This is a genomic window from Rhizobium sp. ERR 1071 (assembly GCF_007828675.1).
GTDB classification, from domain to species: Bacteria; Pseudomonadota; Alphaproteobacteria; order Rhizobiales; family Rhizobiaceae; genus Rhizobium; species Rhizobium dioscoreae.
On sequence record NZ_VITM01000008.1, the window covers coordinates 140,914 to 160,148 of the forward strand.

At 60.0% G+C, this 19,235-nt stretch carries 16 protein-coding genes and 1 pseudogene; 11 read left to right on the forward strand and 6 right to left on the reverse strand.

The window, feature by feature from the left end; genetic code table 11:
• The first annotated feature begins 16 nt into the window (after nucleotides 1-16).
• From FBZ99_RS24365 to FBZ99_RS24395, 8 genes and pseudogenes are all read left to right on the forward strand, one after another.
• Nucleotides 17-1,084 (forward strand): ABC transporter permease, encoded by a 1,068-nt coding sequence (locus FBZ99_RS24365; RefSeq protein ID WP_113352743.1) that lies wholly within the window; start codon nucleotides 17-19, stop codon nucleotides 1,082-1,084.
• Nucleotides 1,081-2,007, forward strand: coding sequence for an ABC transporter permease (locus FBZ99_RS24370; protein WP_069611510.1), 927 nt, complete (start codon nucleotides 1,081-1,083; stop codon nucleotides 2,005-2,007). The genes FBZ99_RS24365 and FBZ99_RS24370 overlap by 4 nt, the downstream gene beginning before the upstream one ends.
• Nucleotides 2,004-2,837 (forward strand): ABC transporter ATP-binding protein, encoded by an 834-nt coding sequence (locus tag FBZ99_RS24375; protein WP_113352742.1) that lies wholly within the window; start codon nucleotides 2,004-2,006, stop codon nucleotides 2,835-2,837. Before FBZ99_RS24370 ends, FBZ99_RS24375 begins: the two co-directional genes overlap by 4 nt.
• On the forward strand, nucleotides 2,834-3,583 hold the full coding sequence (locus FBZ99_RS24380) for an ABC transporter ATP-binding protein (protein ID WP_145635458.1): 750 nt from the start codon (nucleotides 2,834-2,836) through the stop codon (nucleotides 3,581-3,583). Before FBZ99_RS24375 ends, FBZ99_RS24380 begins: the two co-directional genes overlap by 4 nt.
• 160 nt (nucleotides 3,584-3,743) lie before the next feature.
• Nucleotides 3,744-3,932, forward strand: a complete 189-nt coding sequence (locus tag FBZ99_RS24385; protein ID WP_113352740.1) for a hypothetical protein — start codon at nucleotides 3,744-3,746, stop codon at nucleotides 3,930-3,932.
• Between the two features lie 162 nt (nucleotides 3,933-4,094).
• Nucleotides 4,095-4,253, forward strand: coding sequence for a hypothetical protein (locus tag FBZ99_RS33255; protein WP_173004597.1), 159 nt, complete (start codon nucleotides 4,095-4,097; stop codon nucleotides 4,251-4,253).
• A 227-nt stretch (nucleotides 4,254-4,480) separates the two neighbouring features.
• Nucleotides 4,481-5,089: pseudogene (locus FBZ99_RS24390) on the forward strand (GH36-type glycosyl hydrolase domain-containing protein); the annotation flags it as partial.
• Nucleotides 5,090-5,197: 108 nt separating this feature from the next.
• Complete coding sequence (locus tag FBZ99_RS24395) at nucleotides 5,198-6,394, forward strand: OpgC family protein (protein WP_233790107.1); 1,197 nt, start codon at nucleotides 5,198-5,200, stop codon at nucleotides 6,392-6,394.
• A 129-nt stretch (nucleotides 6,395-6,523) separates the two neighbouring features.
• Here FBZ99_RS24395 and FBZ99_RS24400 read toward each other — a convergent pair whose 3' ends face one another.
• Nucleotides 6,524-7,600, reverse strand: a complete 1,077-nt coding sequence (locus FBZ99_RS24400) for a nucleotidyltransferase family protein (protein ID WP_145635460.1) — start codon at nucleotides 7,598-7,600, stop codon at nucleotides 6,524-6,526.
• A 287-nt stretch (nucleotides 7,601-7,887) separates the two neighbouring features.
• Nucleotides 7,888-9,657, reverse strand: a complete 1,770-nt coding sequence (locus FBZ99_RS24405; protein WP_145321893.1) for a glucan ABC transporter ATP-binding protein/ permease — start codon at nucleotides 9,655-9,657, stop codon at nucleotides 7,888-7,890.
• Between the two features lie 377 nt (nucleotides 9,658-10,034).
• Here FBZ99_RS24405 and FBZ99_RS24410 point away from each other — a divergent pair, with 377 nt between their 5' ends.
• From FBZ99_RS24410 to FBZ99_RS24420, 3 genes are all read left to right on the forward strand, one after another.
• On the forward strand, nucleotides 10,035-10,775 hold the full coding sequence (locus FBZ99_RS24410; RefSeq protein ID WP_113389770.1) for a helix-turn-helix transcriptional regulator: 741 nt from the start codon (nucleotides 10,035-10,037) through the stop codon (nucleotides 10,773-10,775).
• 116 nt (nucleotides 10,776-10,891) lie between these two features.
• Nucleotides 10,892-14,353: a pyruvate carboxylase gene (pyc, locus tag FBZ99_RS24415; RefSeq protein ID WP_145635462.1), complete on the forward strand. Its 3,462-nt coding sequence runs from the start codon at nucleotides 10,892-10,894 to the stop codon at nucleotides 14,351-14,353.
• 162 nt (nucleotides 14,354-14,515) lie between these two features.
• Nucleotides 14,516-14,971: a GNAT family N-acetyltransferase gene (locus tag FBZ99_RS24420; RefSeq protein WP_113331432.1), complete on the forward strand. Its 456-nt coding sequence runs from the start codon at nucleotides 14,516-14,518 to the stop codon at nucleotides 14,969-14,971.
• Between the two features lie 10 nt (nucleotides 14,972-14,981).
• On the opposite strand, the gene FBZ99_RS24425 is transcribed toward FBZ99_RS24420, so the two are convergent.
• The 4 genes from FBZ99_RS24425 to FBZ99_RS24445 all read right to left on the reverse strand — a co-directional run bounded on the left by FBZ99_RS24425 (nucleotide 14,982) and on the right by FBZ99_RS24445 (nucleotide 18,815).
• Nucleotides 14,982-16,226 (reverse strand): multidrug effflux MFS transporter, encoded by a 1,245-nt coding sequence (locus FBZ99_RS24425; protein WP_113501595.1) that lies wholly within the window; start codon nucleotides 16,224-16,226, stop codon nucleotides 14,982-14,984.
• 292 nt (nucleotides 16,227-16,518) lie between these two features.
• A complete protein-coding gene (locus FBZ99_RS24435) occupies nucleotides 16,519-17,280 on the reverse strand; it encodes an amino acid ABC transporter ATP-binding protein (RefSeq protein ID WP_113389773.1) in 762 nt (253 codons plus the stop codon).
• A complete protein-coding gene (locus FBZ99_RS24440) occupies nucleotides 17,277-17,957 on the reverse strand; it encodes an amino acid ABC transporter permease (protein ID WP_015341657.1) in 681 nt (226 codons plus the stop codon). Before FBZ99_RS24440 ends, FBZ99_RS24435 begins: the two co-directional genes overlap by 4 nt.
• A gap of 84 nt (nucleotides 17,958-18,041) precedes the next feature.
• Nucleotides 18,042-18,815, reverse strand: a complete 774-nt coding sequence (locus FBZ99_RS24445) for an amino acid ABC transporter substrate-binding protein (protein WP_113389774.1) — start codon at nucleotides 18,813-18,815, stop codon at nucleotides 18,042-18,044.
• Nucleotides 18,816-19,235 lie beyond the last annotated feature (420 nt).

Here is a 19,235-nt window from a genome sequence, read left to right on the forward strand (position 1 = left end):
CGGCAGGACTAGGTCTTTGAGCACTGTCGAACGGAAAATGCAGGTGCGGCCCAAAAAGGGCCGTGCCGCTCCCTTTTTCATGGGGCTGCTGCGATTTCTCGTCGTCGCCGTCACCACCTATCTCGGCCTTCTGGCCGTCACCTTCTTCATCGGGCGCGTCATCCCGATCGATCCGGCGCTGGCGATCGCCGGCGATCACGCGCCGCAGCAGATATTGGAACGTCTGCGGCGCGAGATGCATCTCGACGAGCCGCTTTATCTGCAGTTCTATTATTATCTCGTCAGCGCTCTAAGCGGCGATTTCGGCACGTCGGTTCTGACGACGAATCCGGTCATGGATGACATCAGGCGCGTCTTCCCAGCGACAATGGAGCTCGCGACGGTCGGCACGATCATTGGCGCCATCTTCGGGGTTCCATTCGGTGTGCTCGCCGCGGTGCGCCGCAACAGCATCATAGACCAGATCGTCCGCGTGATTGGCCTCGTCGGCTATTCCGTGCCGGTCTTCTGGCTGGCCATGGTTTCGCTCGTCATCTTCTATGCGAAGCTGAACTGGGTCGCCTATCCCGGCCGCATCGACATCGCCTATGAATATACTTTCACGCCGGTCACCGGGTTCTTCCTGCTAGACAGCGCTATGCAGGGGCAATGGGACGTCTTCTGGGACGTGTTCCGCCACATCATCCTTCCGGCGTCGCTGCTCGGCTATTTCTCGCTTGCCTATATCAGCCGCATGACCCGCAGCTTCATGCTGAACGAACTAGGCCAGGAATATATCGTTGCGGCCCGCGCCAAGGGCCTTTCCGAGACGCGGGTGATCTGGGGGCATGCCCTGCGCAGTGCCGCCGTGCCGCTGATCACGGTGATCGCGCTTTCCTATGCCGGGCTGCTCGAGGGATCCGTGCTGACCGAGATCGTCTTCTCCTGGCCGGGCATCGGCTTCTATATCACCAGTTCGCTGCGCAATGCCGACATGAATGCCGTTCTCGGCGGCACCATCGTCGTCGGCACGGTGTTCATAGGCATCAATCTGATTTCCGATCTTCTGTATCGGACGCTCGACCCAAGGACCCGACGTAAATGACTGTCGAGACCACTCAACCCAGCTTGAGGGACTGGCTGCTCTCCGACCGGCCGCAGTCGCGCCGGCAGGCGAGATTGGGACGTGCCTACGTCACCTGGCGGCAGTTTTCCGCCAATCGCCTGGCCGTCATCGGGCTCGCGATCATCATCGCGCTCGTGCTCGTGGCGGCGCTCGCCGATGTCATCGCTCCGCATTCGCCCGTCATCGGCGACTTGACGAATGCCTATCTGAAACCACCGGGCACGCCGGGCTATCTTCTCGGCACCGACGATCTCGGCCGCGATATCCTTTCGCGCCTCATCTACGGTTCGCGCTGGACACTCTACATCGTCATTCTGGTCGCGATCATCTCGGCGCCGATCGGGCTGATCATCGGCATGGTGTCAGGCTATCTGGGCGGCTGGGTCGATGTGATCCTGATGCGCATCACCGATATCTTCCTTGCCTTTCCGAAGCTTGTGCTGGCCCTTGCCTTCGCCGGTGCCCTCGGCGCAGGCATCGAAAATGCCGTCATCGCGATTGCTATCACCTCCTGGCCGCCCTATGCGCGGCTGGCGCGCGCTGAAACAATGACGGTGCGGCGTTCGGACTATATCGCCGCCGTGCAGCTCATGGGTGCCTCGCCGCTGCGCATCATCTTCCGCCATGTCATGCCGCTCTGCATCTCCTCGGTGATCGTCCGTGTGACGCTCGACATGGCCGGCGTGATCCTGACGGCCGCCGGTCTCGGCTTCCTGGGGCTCGGCGCGCAGCCGCCGCTGCCGGAATGGGGCGTCATGATCGCGAGCGGCTTCAAATACTATCTCGATCAATGGTGGGTGGCGGCCATGCCCGGCATCGCGATCCTCATCGTCAGCCTCGGCTTCAACCTGCTCGGCGACGGCCTGCGCGATGCGCTCGATCCGAAGGAGAGCGGGCAATGACGGCACTTCTGACCGTGGAAAACCTTAAGGTTCGCTATCCGACCCGTACCGGCGTCATCGACGCCGTGCGCGGCGTCTCTTTCACGCTGGGTCGCGAGCGGCTTGGCATCGTCGGCGAGAGCGGTTCCGGCAAATCGCAGACCGGCCGCGCCATCATGGGACTGACGCCGCCACACGGCATCGTCACAGCCGACAAGCTCGATTTCAGCGGCATTGACTTGCTGTCGATCTCGGCCAAAGAGCGCCGGTCACTGCGCGGCAAACGCGTCGCCATGGTGTTGCAGGATCCGAAATACTCGCTCGATCCTGTCATGACCATCGGCAAGCAGATCACCGAGACGCTGCGCACCCATGAGAAGGTGAGCAAGGCCGAGGCTCGCGATCGCGCCCTTGCCATGCTGGAAGCGGTGCAGATCCGCGATCCCGCCCGTGTCTACGACCTGCATCCGCACGAGGTTTCGGGCGGCATGGGCCAACGCGTCATGATCGCCATGATGCTGATCGCCGGGCCGGAGCTGCTGATTGCCGACGAGCCGACTTCGGCGCTCGACGTCACCGTTCAGCTCGATGTCCTCAAAATCATGGACAAGCTCGTCTCCGAGCGTGGCATGGGGCTGATTTTCGTCTCGCACGACCTGCGGCTGGTGTCGTCCTTCTGCGACCGCGTAATCGTCATGTATGCGGGTAAGGTGGTGGAAGAACTCAAAGCTGCCGAATTGAACAATGCCCGGCATCCCTATACGCGCGGCCTGCTGAACTGCATGCCGGTCATTGGCGAAAACAGGCATCCGCTGCCGGTGCTCGACCGCAAGCCGGAGTGGGCGGCATGACGACAGCACTCGCAGTTGATGGCCTCAGTGTGGTCTATGATGGCTATTATGCGCTCGACGCCGTCGGCATCGACGTGAACAAGGGCGAATCCTTCGGTCTGGTCGGCGAGTCTGGCTCCGGCAAATCGACGCTGCTGCGCGCCGTTGCGGGCCTTGCGCCCGTCACCGACGGCACGATCCACGTCGTCGGCGAACAGCTGAAGGGCGCCCGGCGCAGCAAGACCTTCTATCGCCAGGTACAGATGGTGTTTCAGGATCCCTACGGTTCCCTGCATCCGCGCCAGACGATCGACCGGTTGCTGCTTGAGCCTTTGTCGATTCATGGGATCGGCGACACGGAGACCCGGATCGCCAGGGCGCTGGATGAAGTCGGCCTCGGAAAGGGCTTCCGCTTCCGCTATCCGCACCAGCTCTCCGGCGGCCAGCGCCAGCGCGTCGCCATTGCGCGCGCGCTGATCGTGGAGCCGTCGATCCTGTTGCTCGACGAGCCGACTTCGGCGCTCGATGCCTCGGTGCAGGCCGAAGTGCTCAACCTACTTGAGCAGGTTCGCAGGGATCGCCATCTGACCTTCGTTATGGTCAGCCACGATCTCGGCGTCATCACCCATATGTGCGAGCGTCTGGCCGTCATGCGCAACGGCGCAGTCGTCGAGAGGCTGACCGCGAAGGAACTGGCTGTCGGCGATGTGAAGGAAGATTACACGCGCAATCTCATGGTCGCCAGCAAGGGGTTCGTCCGCGCCTGAGCGGGCGGCTTGTGCCTCAGCGGCGCGTTAACGAACTGGGCGCGTAAACACGACCAATCGTATAGACTATTGACACCTGCCGCAATTCTGTCATGATCTCGTTAATGGCAGTTAACTTTCGTGATCCCGACAAGGGGTCAGACGTTAAGTGGAGGCAGACATGTTTTTCATGGGTGGCATGACCATGGGCTATCTTCATCCGCCGGTTCCGGCGAAACGGGAAGGTGCACGGTCCGCTACTCTTGCTGACGAAAACTGCCGCCGCCAGGCCGGACCTGCCGAAGAGCAGACGGCCGATACCAGCGCCATCGAGCGCAGCTTGATTTGGGCCCGCCGCATTCTTTGCTGAATTGGCATTGCCGATCTTTCGGGTCCTCGACTTCAGATGGTTTAATTTTTCTCGGCTCGCGTTCTGGACGGAAATTCATCTCTACCTAATTGATAGGAAATGTATGAATATCCGTCCCGGGCTTGGCCTGAGAGACATATAAGAAACGAACGGAGGCAACACATGGCGAATTTGGGTATTTCGAATGCGCATGTGAATCAGTTCGATGGTTCCAAGCGCGCCGCCAAGACGCGGCAGAAGATTCAAACAGTGATTCATGTCGTACTGTTTTCGGCTGCATTCCTGTTTGTCGCGGCCATTGTTTGTGGGCTTGTCGTCTAAGGCGACGTTTGGCCGGTGGCGGCTTTGTTCCGCCGCTGATGTGGGGCCGATGCGGCCCATCTCTTGAAAATCGGGAAGTTTGCGGGTCCGGTCAATCACGACTGGTCGTTTTTCTCCTTGTGCAGCTTCCGATCTCGTTTCATCGGCAGAGTTTCGCCGGGCAAGGAAAATTTGCTCGGCCGATGGAATGTGCCGTGTGAAACAGTAAACTTTATCTCAAAATATGGCGCGGCGAGAAGGCGATGAATGCCGTGCTCGACCAGCTGGTGGATGACGAAAACCGCATCATCCGGCTGTTCACGCCGCCCTTTGCCAAGTCGGCGCGTGATCCGGGTTACATCAAGTCCTATCCGCCTGGTGTGGGCGAGAATGGCGGCCAGTATACTCATGCGGCCACCTGGGTCGTCATGGCGCTGGCCGAGATGGATCGCGGTGACGATGCCTGGCATTGCTTCGATATGCTGAACCCGATCAACCATGCACGCGATCGTGATCAGGCCGATACCTATCGTGTAGAGCCCTATGTGGTTGCTGCTGATATCTACGGCGAAGGACAATTGACGGGCCGTGGCGGCTGGACCTGGTACACGGGCTCCGCCGGCTGGCTGTATCGCGTCGCTGTCGAAGGCATTCTCGGTATCCGCGTGAAAAACGGACGACTTTTCGTCAAACCGGCATTGCCCTCGAACTGGGATGGCTTTACGGCGGATATCGAGCTGCCGGGCGGAAATTACCGTATTTCCGTCTCAAAAGCGCCCGATGTGGCGGGATACTCGGTCACTATCAATGACAGGGCGGTCGCCCATCCCGAAGAGGGCTATCCGGTCGGACAGTAGCGTTTCTGCACTGTTTCGCTTCGACGATCGGGGCCAAAGGGGGAACTCTTTGGCCCCGATTGCATTTGAGTGTCGGAACAGGAGAGTTTTATGAATTCGAGGGCGAATATGAGCTCGGTGTCGGCACAACGAGTGAGTTTGCCGAAGCCGGTCTCCCAGAGGGATACCCGACTGGATGTTCTCAGAGCCCTGGCTCTGATCATGATTTTCATCAACCATGTGCCGGGGCAGATCTTCGAGGATTTCACTTCGAAGAATTTCGGCTTCTCCGATGGTGCCGAAGCCTTTGTGCTGATCTCCGGCATATCGGTCGGCCTTGCCTATGGAACGAGATTTCTTCCGGGCAATCGGCTGAACATGGCATGGAAGGCGATCAAACGTGCCTTCACGCTTTATACCGCGCATATGATCACGACCTTCGTGACGCTGGTGCTCTTCATTTCTGGCGCGTGGCTTTTCCACCAGAAGGGCTTGCTCTGCGAAGTGAATATCCTTGCCCTGCTGATGGACCCGGCGCGCGGCATTCCCGCGCTGCTGACGCTCGGGCACCAGATCGGCTACAACAACATTCTACCCATGTACGGTGCCTTGTTCCTGATGCTGCCGCTGATCATGCTGCTGGAAGCAAGAAGCCCCCTACTTCTGCTCGCAATTTCGGTTGGCGTCTGGCTGGTGTCCGGCATCTATTACATCGCGCCGCATACGACATTGCTTGAGGGCTTCTGGTTCCTCAATCCGCTATCCTGGCAGCTGCTTTTCGTCATCGGCTTCGTCGCCAGCATGCATGTCAAGCGCGGCGGGCACATCCCTGCCCATCCGGTTCTGATCGGGCTGGCCTGCGCCTATGTGCTCGTGTCTTTCATCTGGGTGACCGACAAGCTGTGGATACTCGGCGACTACCTCGCCATGCTCGGTCTGCCGACCGTCGTCACCGGCTTCGACAAGACTTTCCTGTCGCTGCCGCGGCTGCTGCATGTTCTGGCGCTTGCCTATCTGATCGTCAGCATCCCCGCCATTTCGGCGTTCCTGCGCCGCTCGGCCAATCACCCGCTGACGATCCTCGGGCGGCATTCGCTGAACATCTTCGTTGCCGGCACCATCCTCGCCATGGCTGGTCAGGTCCTTCTCTACGTGACCAACAAGAGCCCCGTCGTCGGCGCCATCTATGTCGTCTTCGGCATCGCTGCCCAGTTCCTCTATGCCTATCATCTCGAGCACAAGCGGCTTCAGCTTGCCGGCCAGCGCGCGGCGAAGAAGCCTGCCGCACCGACTGCGATGCCTGCGCATTTCGGAAAGCCTCACTGAAGGTTGCTGCCGCGCTGCGTGCCTGTGCCGTTCGGTGCATCGATCTTCGTGCGATTGCCGAGAAAAGCAGGCCCTACCGTCAAAATTTACCTTAGTGTTATGCGCAGCTAGCTCCCAAGCGCGTCTAAATCAGAACGGGATATGATCGCCCAGATCTTCAACCTGTACCCCGAGAGCCTTCGCAAGGGCCCTTCTTCCGCTATCAGGCAACCTTGTAAGGCTGCTGGCGATCGCTTCCTGCCACGATGGCCCTCTCGCGCACGCCTCTTCGTAGGCATCGGCTAAGACGTCGCCTTGGCGTGTCTCCACGAGGGCCTCGAAAAGCAGGGAGGCCTGAGATCGATCCTTGTCTGCCTTGGTGCGTCCCAACGCGTCTGTGAGCCGTCTCGATGCTACGATGAGTTTGTGGACGGCAAACCGCTCGGGAACCGGAACTAACACGCTTACACCTTCACGATGAAGAAGCACGGTGCGGACAGGTTCGTAGATCAGGTAGTCCAAGAATCGTAGGCTTTCCGCCGACGCGCCTCCGAGGGCGGGCATGGGCGATGGTTTGCCGGAATACTCGTCAGATCCCCGGTTGCTCGTGAGAAACTCTACTCGATAGCCCTTTGCGTTCACGAAAGCGACGACCTTTGCCTGATCCGATTGGTGCGGGATCGCTCGGAAGCTGGGATCAACCGACTGGAGGACTTCCAGCACGGGTGGCAAACTATCCCCAACTTCTGCCGAGATTGCAAAATCCTGCGCGAAATCGGCATCACTTGTCTGCATTGCCGACGAGGGCAGCCGAACACCAAGAAGGCCCGCATAGGTACCGAATGCCACAGATCCGATCAGGACGGCCCGCAGTCGGAACAATCCGGCGTCCGCAAGGGCCTTCGTGATGTCTCCAGCGAATGGGTCTGGACCGGGAAGACCAGCGCGACGCAAGGAGCTGACCATGCGCCGGCGTTCCTTGATGTTGTCCTTGATCTGCTTGTGGGCGTTCACCCGCGCCGTGATTTCTTCGTCGCTGTGCGGGCCGACATAGCGTCGCTTGTCGCCGTTTGGTGTAGGGAGATCGAAATACCAGTAGTCGCGGCCCTTGACGGGAACCGTGACGAAACGCCCCTCCAGAGGGAAGTCCGCATGGAACTGGCCATCGAGTGCGCGCTGTGCGAGTTCCGCGAACATTGTTCGGTATACAATATCGATTTCTTTCATCGATATATTCCTCTGAAGCGTTGCGTCCGCGCGGTCGTCAGCTGGTAATCATTTCCTTGAACGCGATTTTGCGACGACATAGTTATAATGTTTCCGTAGAAAGATTATAACTCATTTTGCCGGCGTCAACGATTGCATCAATTATAATTTCTTCGCGAAAACATTATAACCAGAGCAGAACTCCGGTTGGCGCTTGTTTCACAAATATCGTTCGCCCACAGCCTCAACAGCAAAAAAGCCGGGAGAGCATCGCTCTCCCGGCTTTGATCTTGGGCCCCTTGCGAAGATCAGGCGGCTTCGCTTTCCGTTGTGTGTGCCTTGCGGACTTCCTCGTCCGTCAGGATACCGCTGGCGCGCAGCAAGGCGGCGAAGCGGCCGTTGCTCTGGCTGAGCTCGTTGAAGCTGCCATTCTCGATGATGCGGCCGTTGTCCAGGAAGAGGACCATATCCGCCTCGCGGACCGTCGACAGGCGATGCGCGATGATGAAGGTCGTGCGGTTCTGGCGCAAGTTGTCGATCGCCGTCTTGACCCGGTTTTCGGTTTCGACGTCGAGCGCACTGGTCGCTTCGTCGAGCACCAGGATCGGCGCATCCTTGAGGATGGCGCGGGCGATCGCGATACGCTGGCGTTCGCCACCCGAGAGCTTGTTGCCACGCTCGCCGACGCGGGTATCGTAGCCGCCTTCGCGGGTTTCGATGAAGTCGTTGGCGGCGGCGGCCTGGGCTGCGCGGATCATTTCCTCCTGCGTCGCACCTTCACGGCCGAGGCGGATGTTGTCGCTGATCGAGCGGTTCAGCAGGCCGGCATCCTGGAAGACGGTGGCGATGAAGCGGCGCAGCGACTTGCGGGTCACCTTGGTGATGTCGTGACCGTCGACGAGGATCTGGCCCTTCTGCGGATCGAAGACACGCTGCAGCAGGTTGACGAGCGTCGTCTTGCCGGCGCCCGTCGGGCCGACGATGGCGACGGTCTGGCCAGCCTTCACCTTGAAGGAGATGTCGTGCAGGCCCTGCGACGAGTTGGCGAAGCCGAAGGATACGTCGCGGAACTCCACTTCGCCCTTGACGTCCTTGATTTCGGCAAGGCCGGCCGGCTCTTCGCGGTCGCGAACCGAATCTTCCAGCGTGTAGAAGTCTTCAAGCTTGGCGCGTGCTTCGAAAATCTGGTTGGCGAAGTTGCGCAGCTGCTCCAGGCGGCCGATCAGCACGTTGGCGAAGGCGATGAAGGTGATGAGCGCGCCGAGGCTTAGGCTGCCGTCCTGCACGAGAACGGTGCCGATCATCAGGATCGCCATCATGGCGACAGTCGAGGCCGTGCGATTCAGCGCGCCGGCAAGAGCCCACCAGTCGAGCACCGGATATTGAGCCTGCAGCAGGCGCTCGGTGAAGGACTTCAGTGCCTTGGTTTCAGCTTCGATGCGGTTATAGCTGTGCAGCACCGAAACGTTGCTGATCGAGTCACTCACATGCGAGAAGACGGTGTTGTAATGGCTCTCGACCGAGCTCTGGCCATCCTTTGTGCGGTTCATGACCAGACGGCCGATGATCCAGTAAAAGACGCCTAGCAGGACGAGGACCGCGGACAGTCGCAGGTCCATGGCCATGGCGGTCGGGATCATGATGACGAGCGCGACGGCGGTCGTGAGGTGGTTGCGCATGAATTCCAGCCACAGGCCGAACAGCGCTTCGCAGGCGCGAAGCAGCGTGTTCAGCGCGCTTGCGGTGCCGCGCTGGCTATGCCAGGACAGCGGCATCGAGATGATGCGGCCGAATGCTTCGGTGAGCAGGGAGGCGCGGCGGCCATGCGCAAGGCGGTCGGCCTCGCGGGACACAACGATGAAGGCGACAGCACTGAAGACGGCGAAGCCCGCCCACAGCATCATCGTCGGCGTGACGGCTTCTTTCTTGGCAATGGCGTCGAAGATACGGCCGAACAGGACCGGTTCATAGATGGTGGTCATCGCAAGCGCGATGTTTGCGACCACCACCATCCAAACGCGGTAGCGATACGCGCCAAGATACTTCAGGGCTCTTGCATAGACTTTGAACAGTGACACGTCAGGCACCCTCTTTGCATCAGCAAAACTCGGAATGCTGCGACACTACAGATCGGTACCTGAACCGGCGATTAACGGAATCTGAAGCTGTTTTTTCAAGGGAATTTCCCGCCTGACGCGTGCTGTCGCAGCGAGGTGCTATCGGCCGCCGCAGAAATGTGACAATTTGGGGGCGACCCTGCCGCGACATCATCCGTTACTATTAAGTCACGCCGAGCGCGGCCATTCACGGTTGAATGGTAAAAAAATCGCCAAAGGCGTTCAATTTCGCGCCGGCCTGAGTATGTTGCCGGCGATTAAGCGCGCTATGGGGCCAGGCGAGCAGGGTGGCAATGCTCGTCCGCCAATAATTCAGGCTGCGAGGCCGAGGGGTAAATGTGAATATCCATTCGCTAATAGAATTGCTTGTGGTTATCGAAGAATGCGAGCGTACAAAGGATGTCGTGGCCGAGCTTGAGCTTGTGCTCCGTTCCTACAAATTCGATTTCTACGGTCTGCTGCGGCAGACGAGGCCGAATGTCGATATCGCCAACTTCATGCTGGCAGGCCGCTGGCCCGATCAATGGCCGCTGACCTATGTCCGCAAGAGATACATGCTCGTCGATCCGGTGGCGCGCTATGCCACCAGGGCACAGCGCCCCTTCCGCTGGAGGGATGCCGTGGCTGCGCACAAATCGGACCCGCTCCGGCGCCGGATGGAGCAGATGATGGCGGATGCTCGTGCCAACGGGCTTATCGACGGCTATATTTTTCCGATTCACGGACGAAGCGGTCTGCTCGGCAGCATGACGATCGGCGGTGAGGCGGTCGATCTTTCCCCGACCGAGCTTTCGCTCTTCGATGCCGTGGCCAGAAAGGCCTTCTGGCGGCTGCTAGAGCTGCGCGACGAAGCGCAATTGCTCGAGGAACAGGAGAAAGCCGATCTGAAACTGACCAAACGCGAGATGGAGGTGCTCAACCATCTGGCCGACGGCATGACGTCGATCGAGATCAGCCGGCTGCTGACGATCTCCAATCATACCGTCGACTGGTACATGAACAGTATCCAGGACAAGCTGAAGGCCAGAAATCGGCAGCACATTGTTGCCATCGCTTTCAGAAACGGACTTATTCCGTAACGGCAACTATTTTGATGTCGGATGTCGCAGGAGAAATTGAACTTCCTGTGACAAGAAGTTAAGAATTCTCTTCGCGGGTGCAGCATTGCCCGTTTCGATGCCGTGAGGAGACAGCATTGCCCATATCCAAGATCCTGGTTGCCAACCGTTCCGAAATCGCCATCCGCGTATTCCGCGCCGCCAACGAGCTTGGCATAAAAACGGTGGCCATCTGGGCCGAGGAAGACAAACTCGCGCTGCATCGCTTCAAGGCCGACGAGAGCTATCAGGTCGGCCGCGGTCCACATCTTGCCCGCGATCTCGGGCCGATCGAGAGCTATCTGTCGATCGGCGAGATCATCCGCGTTGCCAAGCTTTCCGGCGCCGATGCCATCCATCCAGGTTACGGCCTGCTGTCGGAAAGCCCGGAATTCGTCGATGCATGCGATGCCGCCGGCATCATCTTCATCGGCCCGCGCGCCGATACGATGCGCCAGCTCGGCAACAAGGTGGCCGCCCGCAATCTTGCGATCTCGGTCGGCGTGCCTGTCGTGCCGGCAACCGATCCCTTGCCTGACGATATGAAGGAAGTCGCCAAGATGGCGGCCGAGATCGGCTATCCGGTCATGCTCAAAGCCTCCTGGGGTGGCGGCGGCCGCGGCATGCGCGTCATCCGCTCCGAGGCAGACCTTGCCAAGGAAGTGACGGAAGCCAAGCGCGAGGCGAAGGCCGCCTTCGGCAAGGACGAGGTCTATCTCGAAAAGCTCGTCGAGCGTGCCCGCCATGTCGAAAGCCAGATTCTCGGCGACACGCATGGCAATGTCGTGCATCTGTTCGAACGTGACTGTTCGGTTCAGCGGCGCAACCAGAAGGTCGTCGAGCGTGCGCCGGCCCCCTATCTCACCGATGCGCAGCGTCAGGAACTGGCCGCCTATTCGCTGAAGATCGCCAAGGCGACGAATTATGTCGGTGCCGGCACCGTCGAATATCTGATGGATGCCGATACCGGCAAATTCTACTTCATCGAAGTCAATCCGCGCATTCAGGTCGAGCATACGGTGACCGAAGTCGTCACCGGCATCGATATCGTCAAGGCGCAGATTCATATTCTCGACGGCTTTGCCATCGGCACCCCGGAATCGGGCGTTCCGAAGCAGGAAGACATTCGACTCAACGGCCATGCGCTGCAGTGCCGCGTGACGACGGAAGATCCGGAGCACAATTTCATTCCGGATTATGGCCGCATCACCGCCTATCGTTCTGCGTCCGGCTTCGGCATCCGTCTCGACGGCGGCACCTCCTATACCGGCGCGATCATCACCCGTTATTATGACCCGCTGCTGGTGAAGGTGACGGCCTGGGCGCCGAACCCGCAAGAGGCGATCGCCCGCATGTACCGTGCGCTGCGCGAATTCCGCATCCGCGGTGTCGCGACGAACCTGACATTCCTCGAAGCGATCATCACGCACGAGAAATTCCGTGACAACAGCTACACGACGCGCTTCATCGATTCGACGCCGGAACTGTTCCAGCAGGTCAAGCGCCAGGACCGCGCCACGAAGCTTCTGACCTATCTCGCCGATGTCACGGTCAACGGCCATCCGGAAACGCGCGGCCGTCCAGTAACTTCGCCCAAGGTGGCGCAGCCAGTGTTGCCCTATATAGACAGCAATATCCCCGACGGCACCAAGCAGCTCCTCGACAAGCTCGGCCCGCAGAAATTCGCCGAGTGGATGCGCAACGAGAAGCGCGTGCTGATGACAGACACGACGATGCGCGACGGCCATCAGTCGCTGCTTGCGACCCGCATGCGCACCTATGACATCGCCAGCATCGCCGGCACCTATGCGCGCGCCCTGCCGCAGCTTCTGTCATTGGAATGCTGGGGCGGCGCCACCTTCGACGTCTCCATGCGCTTCCTGACGGAAGATCCATGGGAGCGTCTGGCGCTGATCCGCGAGGGCGCGCCGAACCTGCTGCTGCAAATGCTGCTGCGCGGCGCCAACGGCGTCGGCTATACCAATTATCCCGACAATGTCGTGAAATACTTCGTCCGCCAGGCGGCCAAGGGCGGCGTCGATCTCTTCCGCGTCTTCGACTGCTTGAACTGGGTCGAGAACATGCGCGTGTCGATGGATGCGGTTGCCGAGGAGAACAAGCTCTGCGAAGCGGCGATCTGCTACACGGGCGACATCCTCAATTCGGCGCGGCCGAAGTACGACCTGAAATATTATACCGATCTCGCTGTCGAGCTGGAAAAGGCCGGCGCTCATATCATCGCGCTGAAGGATATGGCGGGCTTGCTGAAGCCGGCTGCCGCCAAGGTACTGTTCAAGGCGCTACGCGAGGCGACCGGCCTGCCGATCCACTTCCATACGCATGATACCTCGGGCATTGCCGCCGCGACCGTGCTTGCCGCCGTCGATGCCGGCGTCGATGCCGTGGATGCCGCGATGGATGCGCTGTCGGGCAATACCTCGCAGCCTTGCCTCGGCTCGATCGTCGAAGCCCTCAAGGGCTCCGAGCGTGATCCGGGTCTCGACCCCGAATGGATCCGCCGCATCTCCTTCTACTGGGAAGCCGTGCGCCATCAGTACGCCGCCTTCGAAAGCGATCTCAAGGGACCGGCCTCGGAAGTCTATCTGCACGAAATGCCCGGCGGCCAGTTCACCAACCTCAAAGAACAGGCCCGCTCGCTCGGGCTTGAGACCCGCTGGCACCAGGTGGCGCAGGCCTATGCCGATGCGAACCAGATGTTCGGCGATATCGTCAAGGTGACGCCGTCCTCCAAGGTCGTCGGCGACATGGCGCTGATGATGGTCAGCCAGGACCTGACGGTCGCCGATGTCGAAAACCCGGCCAAGGATATCGCCTTCCCGGATTCGGTCGTCTCCATGCTGAAGGGCGATCTCGGCCAGCCGCCGTCCGGATGGCCGCAAGCGCTGCAGAAGAAGGCGCTGAAGGGCGACAAACCCTATACCGTCCGTCCCGGTTCCCTGCTTGCCGAGGCCGATCTCGATGCGGAGCGGAAGGTCATCGAGACCAAGCTGGAGCGCAAGGTCGACGATTTCGAATTCGCCTCCTACCTGATGTATCCGAAGGTCTTCACCGATTACGCACTGGCCGCCGACACCTACGGTCCGGTCTCGGTGCTGCCGACGCCGGCCTACTTTTACGGTCTCAAGGAAGGTGATGAGCTCTTTGCCGAGATCGAAAAGGGCAAGACGCTCGTCATCGTCAACCAGGCGATGACAGCGACCGACGAGAAAGGCATGGTGACGGTATTCTTCGAGCTCAATGGCCAGCCGCGCCGCATCAAGGTGCCGGATCGCGCCCATGGGGCTTCCGGCAGTGCCGTGCGCCGCAAGGCGGAGACCGGCAATGCCGCCCATGTCGGCGCGCCGATGCCGGGCGTCATCTCCACGGTCTTCGTCTCGCCCGGCCAGGCGATCAAGGCCGGCGACGTGCTTGTTTCCATCGAGGCCATGAAGATGGAGACGGCGCTGCACGCCGAAAAGGATGGCACGATCTCCGAGGTGCTGGTGCGCGCCGGCGACCAGATCGACGCCAAGGATCTGCTCGTCGTCTACGGCGCATAATCCAAGCTTCGCTGAGATATGAAGGCGGCCGAATCTGGCCGCCTATTGCAGACGGGAGCTTTGGTCGCGGGTATCCGAGATCGGCTCTCCATGTGCGAACGCGACGAAGAATTCCATAGCTTTCGTGTCGGATCATGGTAGCCAGGTCGAGGAGGCGGAGGCATGACGAGAGCATTTTCCTTGCGGGCGGCGACAGATGCCGATGTCGATGCAATTCGGGCGCTGACACGCGAGGCCTATTGTAAGTGGGTGCCTCTCATCGGCCGAGAACCACTGCCGATGACGGCAGATTATGCCGAGGCCGTGCGCAAGCATCGTATCGATCTCTTGGAGGCCAATGGTGAGCTTTTGGCGTTGATCGAGATGGTGCCGAGAGAGGATCACCTGTTGATCGAGAGCGTCGCCGTCTCGCCGCGACATCAGGGAAAGGGCATCGGCAGGAAACTGCTAGTTCATGCCGAGCAGGTTGCGGCCGAGCTCGGCGTGAGTGACATGCGGCTTTACACCAACAAGCGTTTTGTCGAGAATGTGCAGCTCTATCTCCGACACGGTTATGCGATCGACCGCGAGGAGCCGCTGAAAGATGGTTTCCTTGTCCATATGAGCAAGCGCATCTGATCGGCGCCAGCTACCTCCGTTTTTCGATCAAGGCAGCCCAGACTGCAGCCACTAGCGCGAGTACCGCGGATGCCAGCATCAGGGCGAAGAGCGCATGTATCGTTGGCGATCGTGCAATGAACAGACCGCCGATCGAGCCGATGAGCGCGCCGCCAGCAATCCGCATGGCAGCGGCGAGGCCTGCGGCTGTGCCGACCATATCCGACCTGACCGACATGGCGCCGCTATTGGCGGCCGGCATGGTGAGGCCGTTGCCGATGCCGATGAAGATGCAGGGGCCGAAGAGTGCCAGAACCTCAACCATGCCCGATAGCGACAAGGCAAGCCCGATTGACAGACCAATGCAGGTCAGTAACCGCGCGATGACGAGGATCGTGCCGAGCGGGATTCTTGCGCCATGGCGGCCAGCCACATAGCTGCCGAGAATGAAGCCGGCCGGAACGAGGCCCATGTAGAAGCCAAGCTTGGCGCTCGAACCGCCGAGCGCATCGCCTATCGTCAGCGGCGCTCCGCCGAGAAAAATGTAGAGCACGCCCATCGAGCACGCCATGCAGAGCGTATAGGCCCAGAACCGAGCCGAACGCAAAAGCAGGGCATAGGAGGCAAGATAGTTTCTGCGCGCGGCTGACGCCGGCGCTTTCGATCCCTTCAGTTCATGCAGGGACAGAAAGAGGGCGGCAATGCCGAAGATCGCAAGGACGATGAAGCTTGCCCGCCAGCCGAAAAGCTCGTCCAAAGATCCGCCGAACAAGGGGCCGACCATGGGCGCCAATGCCCATCCCATGGCGAGATAGCCGAACTTGCTGGCAGCCTGGCGCTCGTCTGATGTTTCCCTGATGATGACGAGGGCGACCGAATAACACGGTCCGATACAGGCCTGCATCATGCGGCATAGCAGGAAGATGTCGATATTCGGCGCGAGAACGCAGCCAATCGAAGCGATGATGAAGATCGAGAGCGCCGTCAAGACGACAGGCCGACGGCCGAACCGGTCGGATATCGCGCCCCCGACCGCCTCAAGGGCCGCGGTGACAATCGAAAAGCCGGCAACCGATAGATTCACGAGAGCGAAATCTGCATGGAGTGCCGCTGCGATCTTCGGCAGCGACGGCAGGATCATGTTAACAGGCAGCACGGCAAGTGCCGAGAGCAGGATGAGGGTTATCAGCCGCGGCGGTGCGGCGGCTCTTTCGGTCGCCGTGTCGTCGGTTGGTTGCTTGGATGGATGATCGATGCGGCTTTCGGTGCGCGTCATGGCCTTGTCCGTCGTGTGAATGGGAAGTCGAGGGGAATCTGACGGGGTGCGGCCCGGATTTCAGGCAATAAAAAATGGCCCCGTCAGGAGCCTGCTTACCGCGCATGGGTGCTTTCGCCGGATGGTTACACCATCCTGCCCATACGCCTTCCTACCACTACGAGAACGAGTGCCGTGTTCATGGCATTAGAGCTAGCCGCAAAGCGGCCAAGCGTCAATGCGCGGCTTTGTCCAATAGCGACGAACCCCGTTTTAACCTCAGCCGGCGGCTCAGATGCGGCTCAGATGCGGCTCAAATATCGTAGCTGAGCCCGGAATTCAGTGTCGAGATGAATTGCTTCGTCCGCTCCTGTGCCGGATTGGAGAAGATGTTGCGAGAAGAGCCTGTCTCGACGATGTTGCCTGCTTCCAGGAACACGACGTTGTTGGCGATCTTCGAGGCGAGGCGCAGGTCGTGCGTCGCCATGACCATGGTCGTGCCTTCGTTGGCGAGCTTGCCCAGCACGTCGACCACTTCGGCCGCCAGTTCCGGATCGAGCGCCGAGGTCGGTTCGTCGCAGAGCAGCACGCGCGGCGAGGGGGCGAGCGCCCGGGCGATGGCGACACGCTGCTGCTGGCCGCCCGAGAGCGTCGAGGGCCAGGCATCGATCTTGTGTGCCATGCCGACCTTGGTCAGAAGCTCGACGGCGCGGGCGCGGGCCTTGTCCTGAGGCCAGCGCAGCACGGTCGTCAGGCCCTCCATGACGTTCTGGATTGCGGTCTGATGCGGAAAGAGCTGGAAATTCTGGAAGACCATGCCCGTCTGGCGGCGGATCTTCTGGATATCCTGCCAGGACGGCTTCTTACCCGGCTGGAAGGTAGCGGTCTCCTCGCCGATGCGGATCGTTCCGGCGGTCGGGATTTCCAAAAGGTTGATGCAGCGAAGCAGCGTGCTTTTGCCGCCGCCCGAAGGTCCCACAAGCGCCGTCACCGTTCCCTCGGGGATCAACAGGCTGATATCCTTGAGGATGACAATGTCGCCGAAGCGCTTTTCGATATGCGAAAGCTCGATCATGCCTGTGCCTCCAGCGTGCCGCCAGAGCGGGCGAAGCGGCGTTCGAGGTAGCCCTGCAGCGTCGAAAGAAAGGTGCTGAGCACGAGATAGATGATGGCGGCCTCGATATAGAGGATCAGCGGCTCATAGGTCGTTGCGACGATGCGCTGCGCGGCCTGAAATAGCTCCGGCACGGTGATGGCTGCGGCAAGCGATGTATCCTTGACCAGCGAAATGAAGGTGTTCGACAGCGGCGGCACGGCGACGCGGGCTGCCTGGGGGAGGATGGTGCGGCTCATGGCTTGGCGCCAGTTCATGCCGATCGAATAGGCGGCTTCCCACTGGCCCTTTGGCACAGAGGAAATGACGGCGCGGATGATCTCGGACGTATAGGCCCCGACGCTCAGCGTAAAGCCGATGATGGCTGCCGGAAAAGCGTCGAGCAGGATGCCGAGGCTCGGCAGGCCGTAGAAAATGACGAAGAGCTGCACCAGAAGCGGCGTGCCGCGGATCACCCAGACATAGAAGCGGGCGATGGCGACGAACGGCGCCGGGGCAAACAGCCTGACGACGGCGGTGAGCAAGCCGAGCAGAAGGCCAAGCACGAAGGTTATCAAGGTGAGCGGGATGGTGAAGACGAGCCCCGCCCAAAGCAGCGTGCCCAGTGACTCCCACATCAGTTGCAGCCAATGCTCCAAGGAGAAGCCTTTCGATAACAGAATGCGTCCGGAGGTGACCCCGGACGCATCTTTTTCACAATTTGGCGTTTCTGCCTATTCCCCTTACTTCGAAACGTCCTGTCCGAAGTATTTTTTGGAGATCTTGTCATAGGTGCCGTCAGCCTTGATATCGGCCAGCGCCTTGTTGATCGCAGCAAGCAGCTCCGGCTCGCCCTTGCGGATGATGACGGCGGAGAAATCGGCATTGGCCTGCTGGGCGACGATCTTCACCGGCGCGTCGGGCTTGTGCTTCTTGAAATCGAGGAAGGAAAGGCTGTCGTTGATCGTGGCGTCGGCGCGGCCGGTCAGCACGAGCTGGATCGACTGGTCGAAACCGTCGGTACCGACGAGTTCGGCGCCGGATTCGGTTGCGAGCTTGCCGAAGTTGCTGGTCAGCGACTGTGCGGCTTTCTTACCCTTGAGATCGGCGAAATCCTTGATATCGGTATTGCTGTCCTTGACGATCAGCACGGCCTTGGAAGCGATATAGGGCTCGGAGAAGTCATACTTCTTCTTGCGCGCTTCGGTGACGCCGACTTCGTTGATGACGGCGTCGTAGCGGTTGGCATCGAGACCGGCGATCAGGCCATCCCACTTGCCTTCCAGGAACTGCACCTTGACGCCGAGCTTGGCGGCAATCGCCTCGGCGATCTCGACATCGAAGCCGGTCAGCTTGCCGCTCTCGTCATGAAAGGTGAAGGGCGCATAGGTGCCTTCCGTGCCGACCTTGAATACGCCGGCCGACTGGATCGCCTTGAGGTTTTCGCCGGCATGGGCGGGGAGCAGGAACGCAGCCTGCACGAGGGCGGCGGCGGCAACAGTCTTCAACCAGTTCATCGTTCTCTTCCGTTTCTGGAGCGGTTTCATTCAATGTCGCATACATCGCAGAAAAATTGCATCGCGAAAGCGTAAAAAACTGCGAGATAAATGGGCAATTGCGAATATTTTTCTCAAAGAACGCGGATCGAGCCATCGAGCGAGGCGAGGCTTCCATCTCGATCGATAATTGCTGACCAATGTGGCAGTGCAGCATAGTGACAATTCTCGATGTCGCCCTACCTTTCCCAATGTTGCTCCATCTTTCTCAATGTTGCCTATTGCAGCATCTGGTTGTGTCTTTGGTGCGGCATGATTCATGCAGGGCATGCGCGCTATCAATGTCTCCAGTCGGTTTGCCGGGAGACGCGGGCGGCGATCAAAATGCGTTTCTATTAGGAATTGCAGTGCAGGAATTGATCTGACACAGCCCGAAGAGGT

Excerpts from the sequence above, each read along its gene's own strand:
- FBZ99_RS24400 (WP_145635460.1), bottom strand. The coding sequence starts at position 7,600 with ATGAAAGAAATCGATATTGTATACCGAACAATGTTCGCGGAACTCGCA.
- FBZ99_RS24380 (WP_145635458.1), top strand. The coding sequence starts at position 2,834 with ATGACGACAGCACTCGCAGTTGATGGCCTCAGTGTGGTCTATGATGGC.
- FBZ99_RS24445 (WP_113389774.1), bottom strand. The coding sequence starts at position 18,815 with ATGAACTGGTTGAAGACTGTTGCCGCCGCCGCCCTCGTGCAGGCTGCG.
- FBZ99_RS24375 (WP_113352742.1), top strand. The coding sequence starts at position 2,004 with ATGACGGCACTTCTGACCGTGGAAAACCTTAAGGTTCGCTATCCGACC.
- FBZ99_RS33255 (WP_173004597.1), top strand. The coding sequence starts at position 4,095 with ATGGCGAATTTGGGTATTTCGAATGCGCATGTGAATCAGTTCGATGGT.
- FBZ99_RS24435 (WP_113389773.1), bottom strand. The coding sequence starts at position 17,280 with ATGATCGAGCTTTCGCATATCGAAAAGCGCTTCGGCGACATTGTCATC.
- FBZ99_RS24385 (WP_113352740.1), top strand. The coding sequence starts at position 3,744 with ATGTTTTTCATGGGTGGCATGACCATGGGCTATCTTCATCCGCCGGTT.
- FBZ99_RS24395 (WP_233790107.1), top strand. The coding sequence starts at position 5,198 with ATGAGCTCGGTGTCGGCACAACGAGTGAGTTTGCCGAAGCCGGTCTCC.
- FBZ99_RS24370 (WP_069611510.1), top strand. The coding sequence starts at position 1,081 with ATGACTGTCGAGACCACTCAACCCAGCTTGAGGGACTGGCTGCTCTCC.
- FBZ99_RS24420 (WP_113331432.1), top strand. The coding sequence starts at position 14,516 with ATGACGAGAGCATTTTCCTTGCGGGCGGCGACAGATGCCGATGTCGAT.
- FBZ99_RS24425 (WP_113501595.1), bottom strand. The coding sequence starts at position 16,226 with ATGACGCGCACCGAAAGCCGCATCGATCATCCATCCAAGCAACCAACC.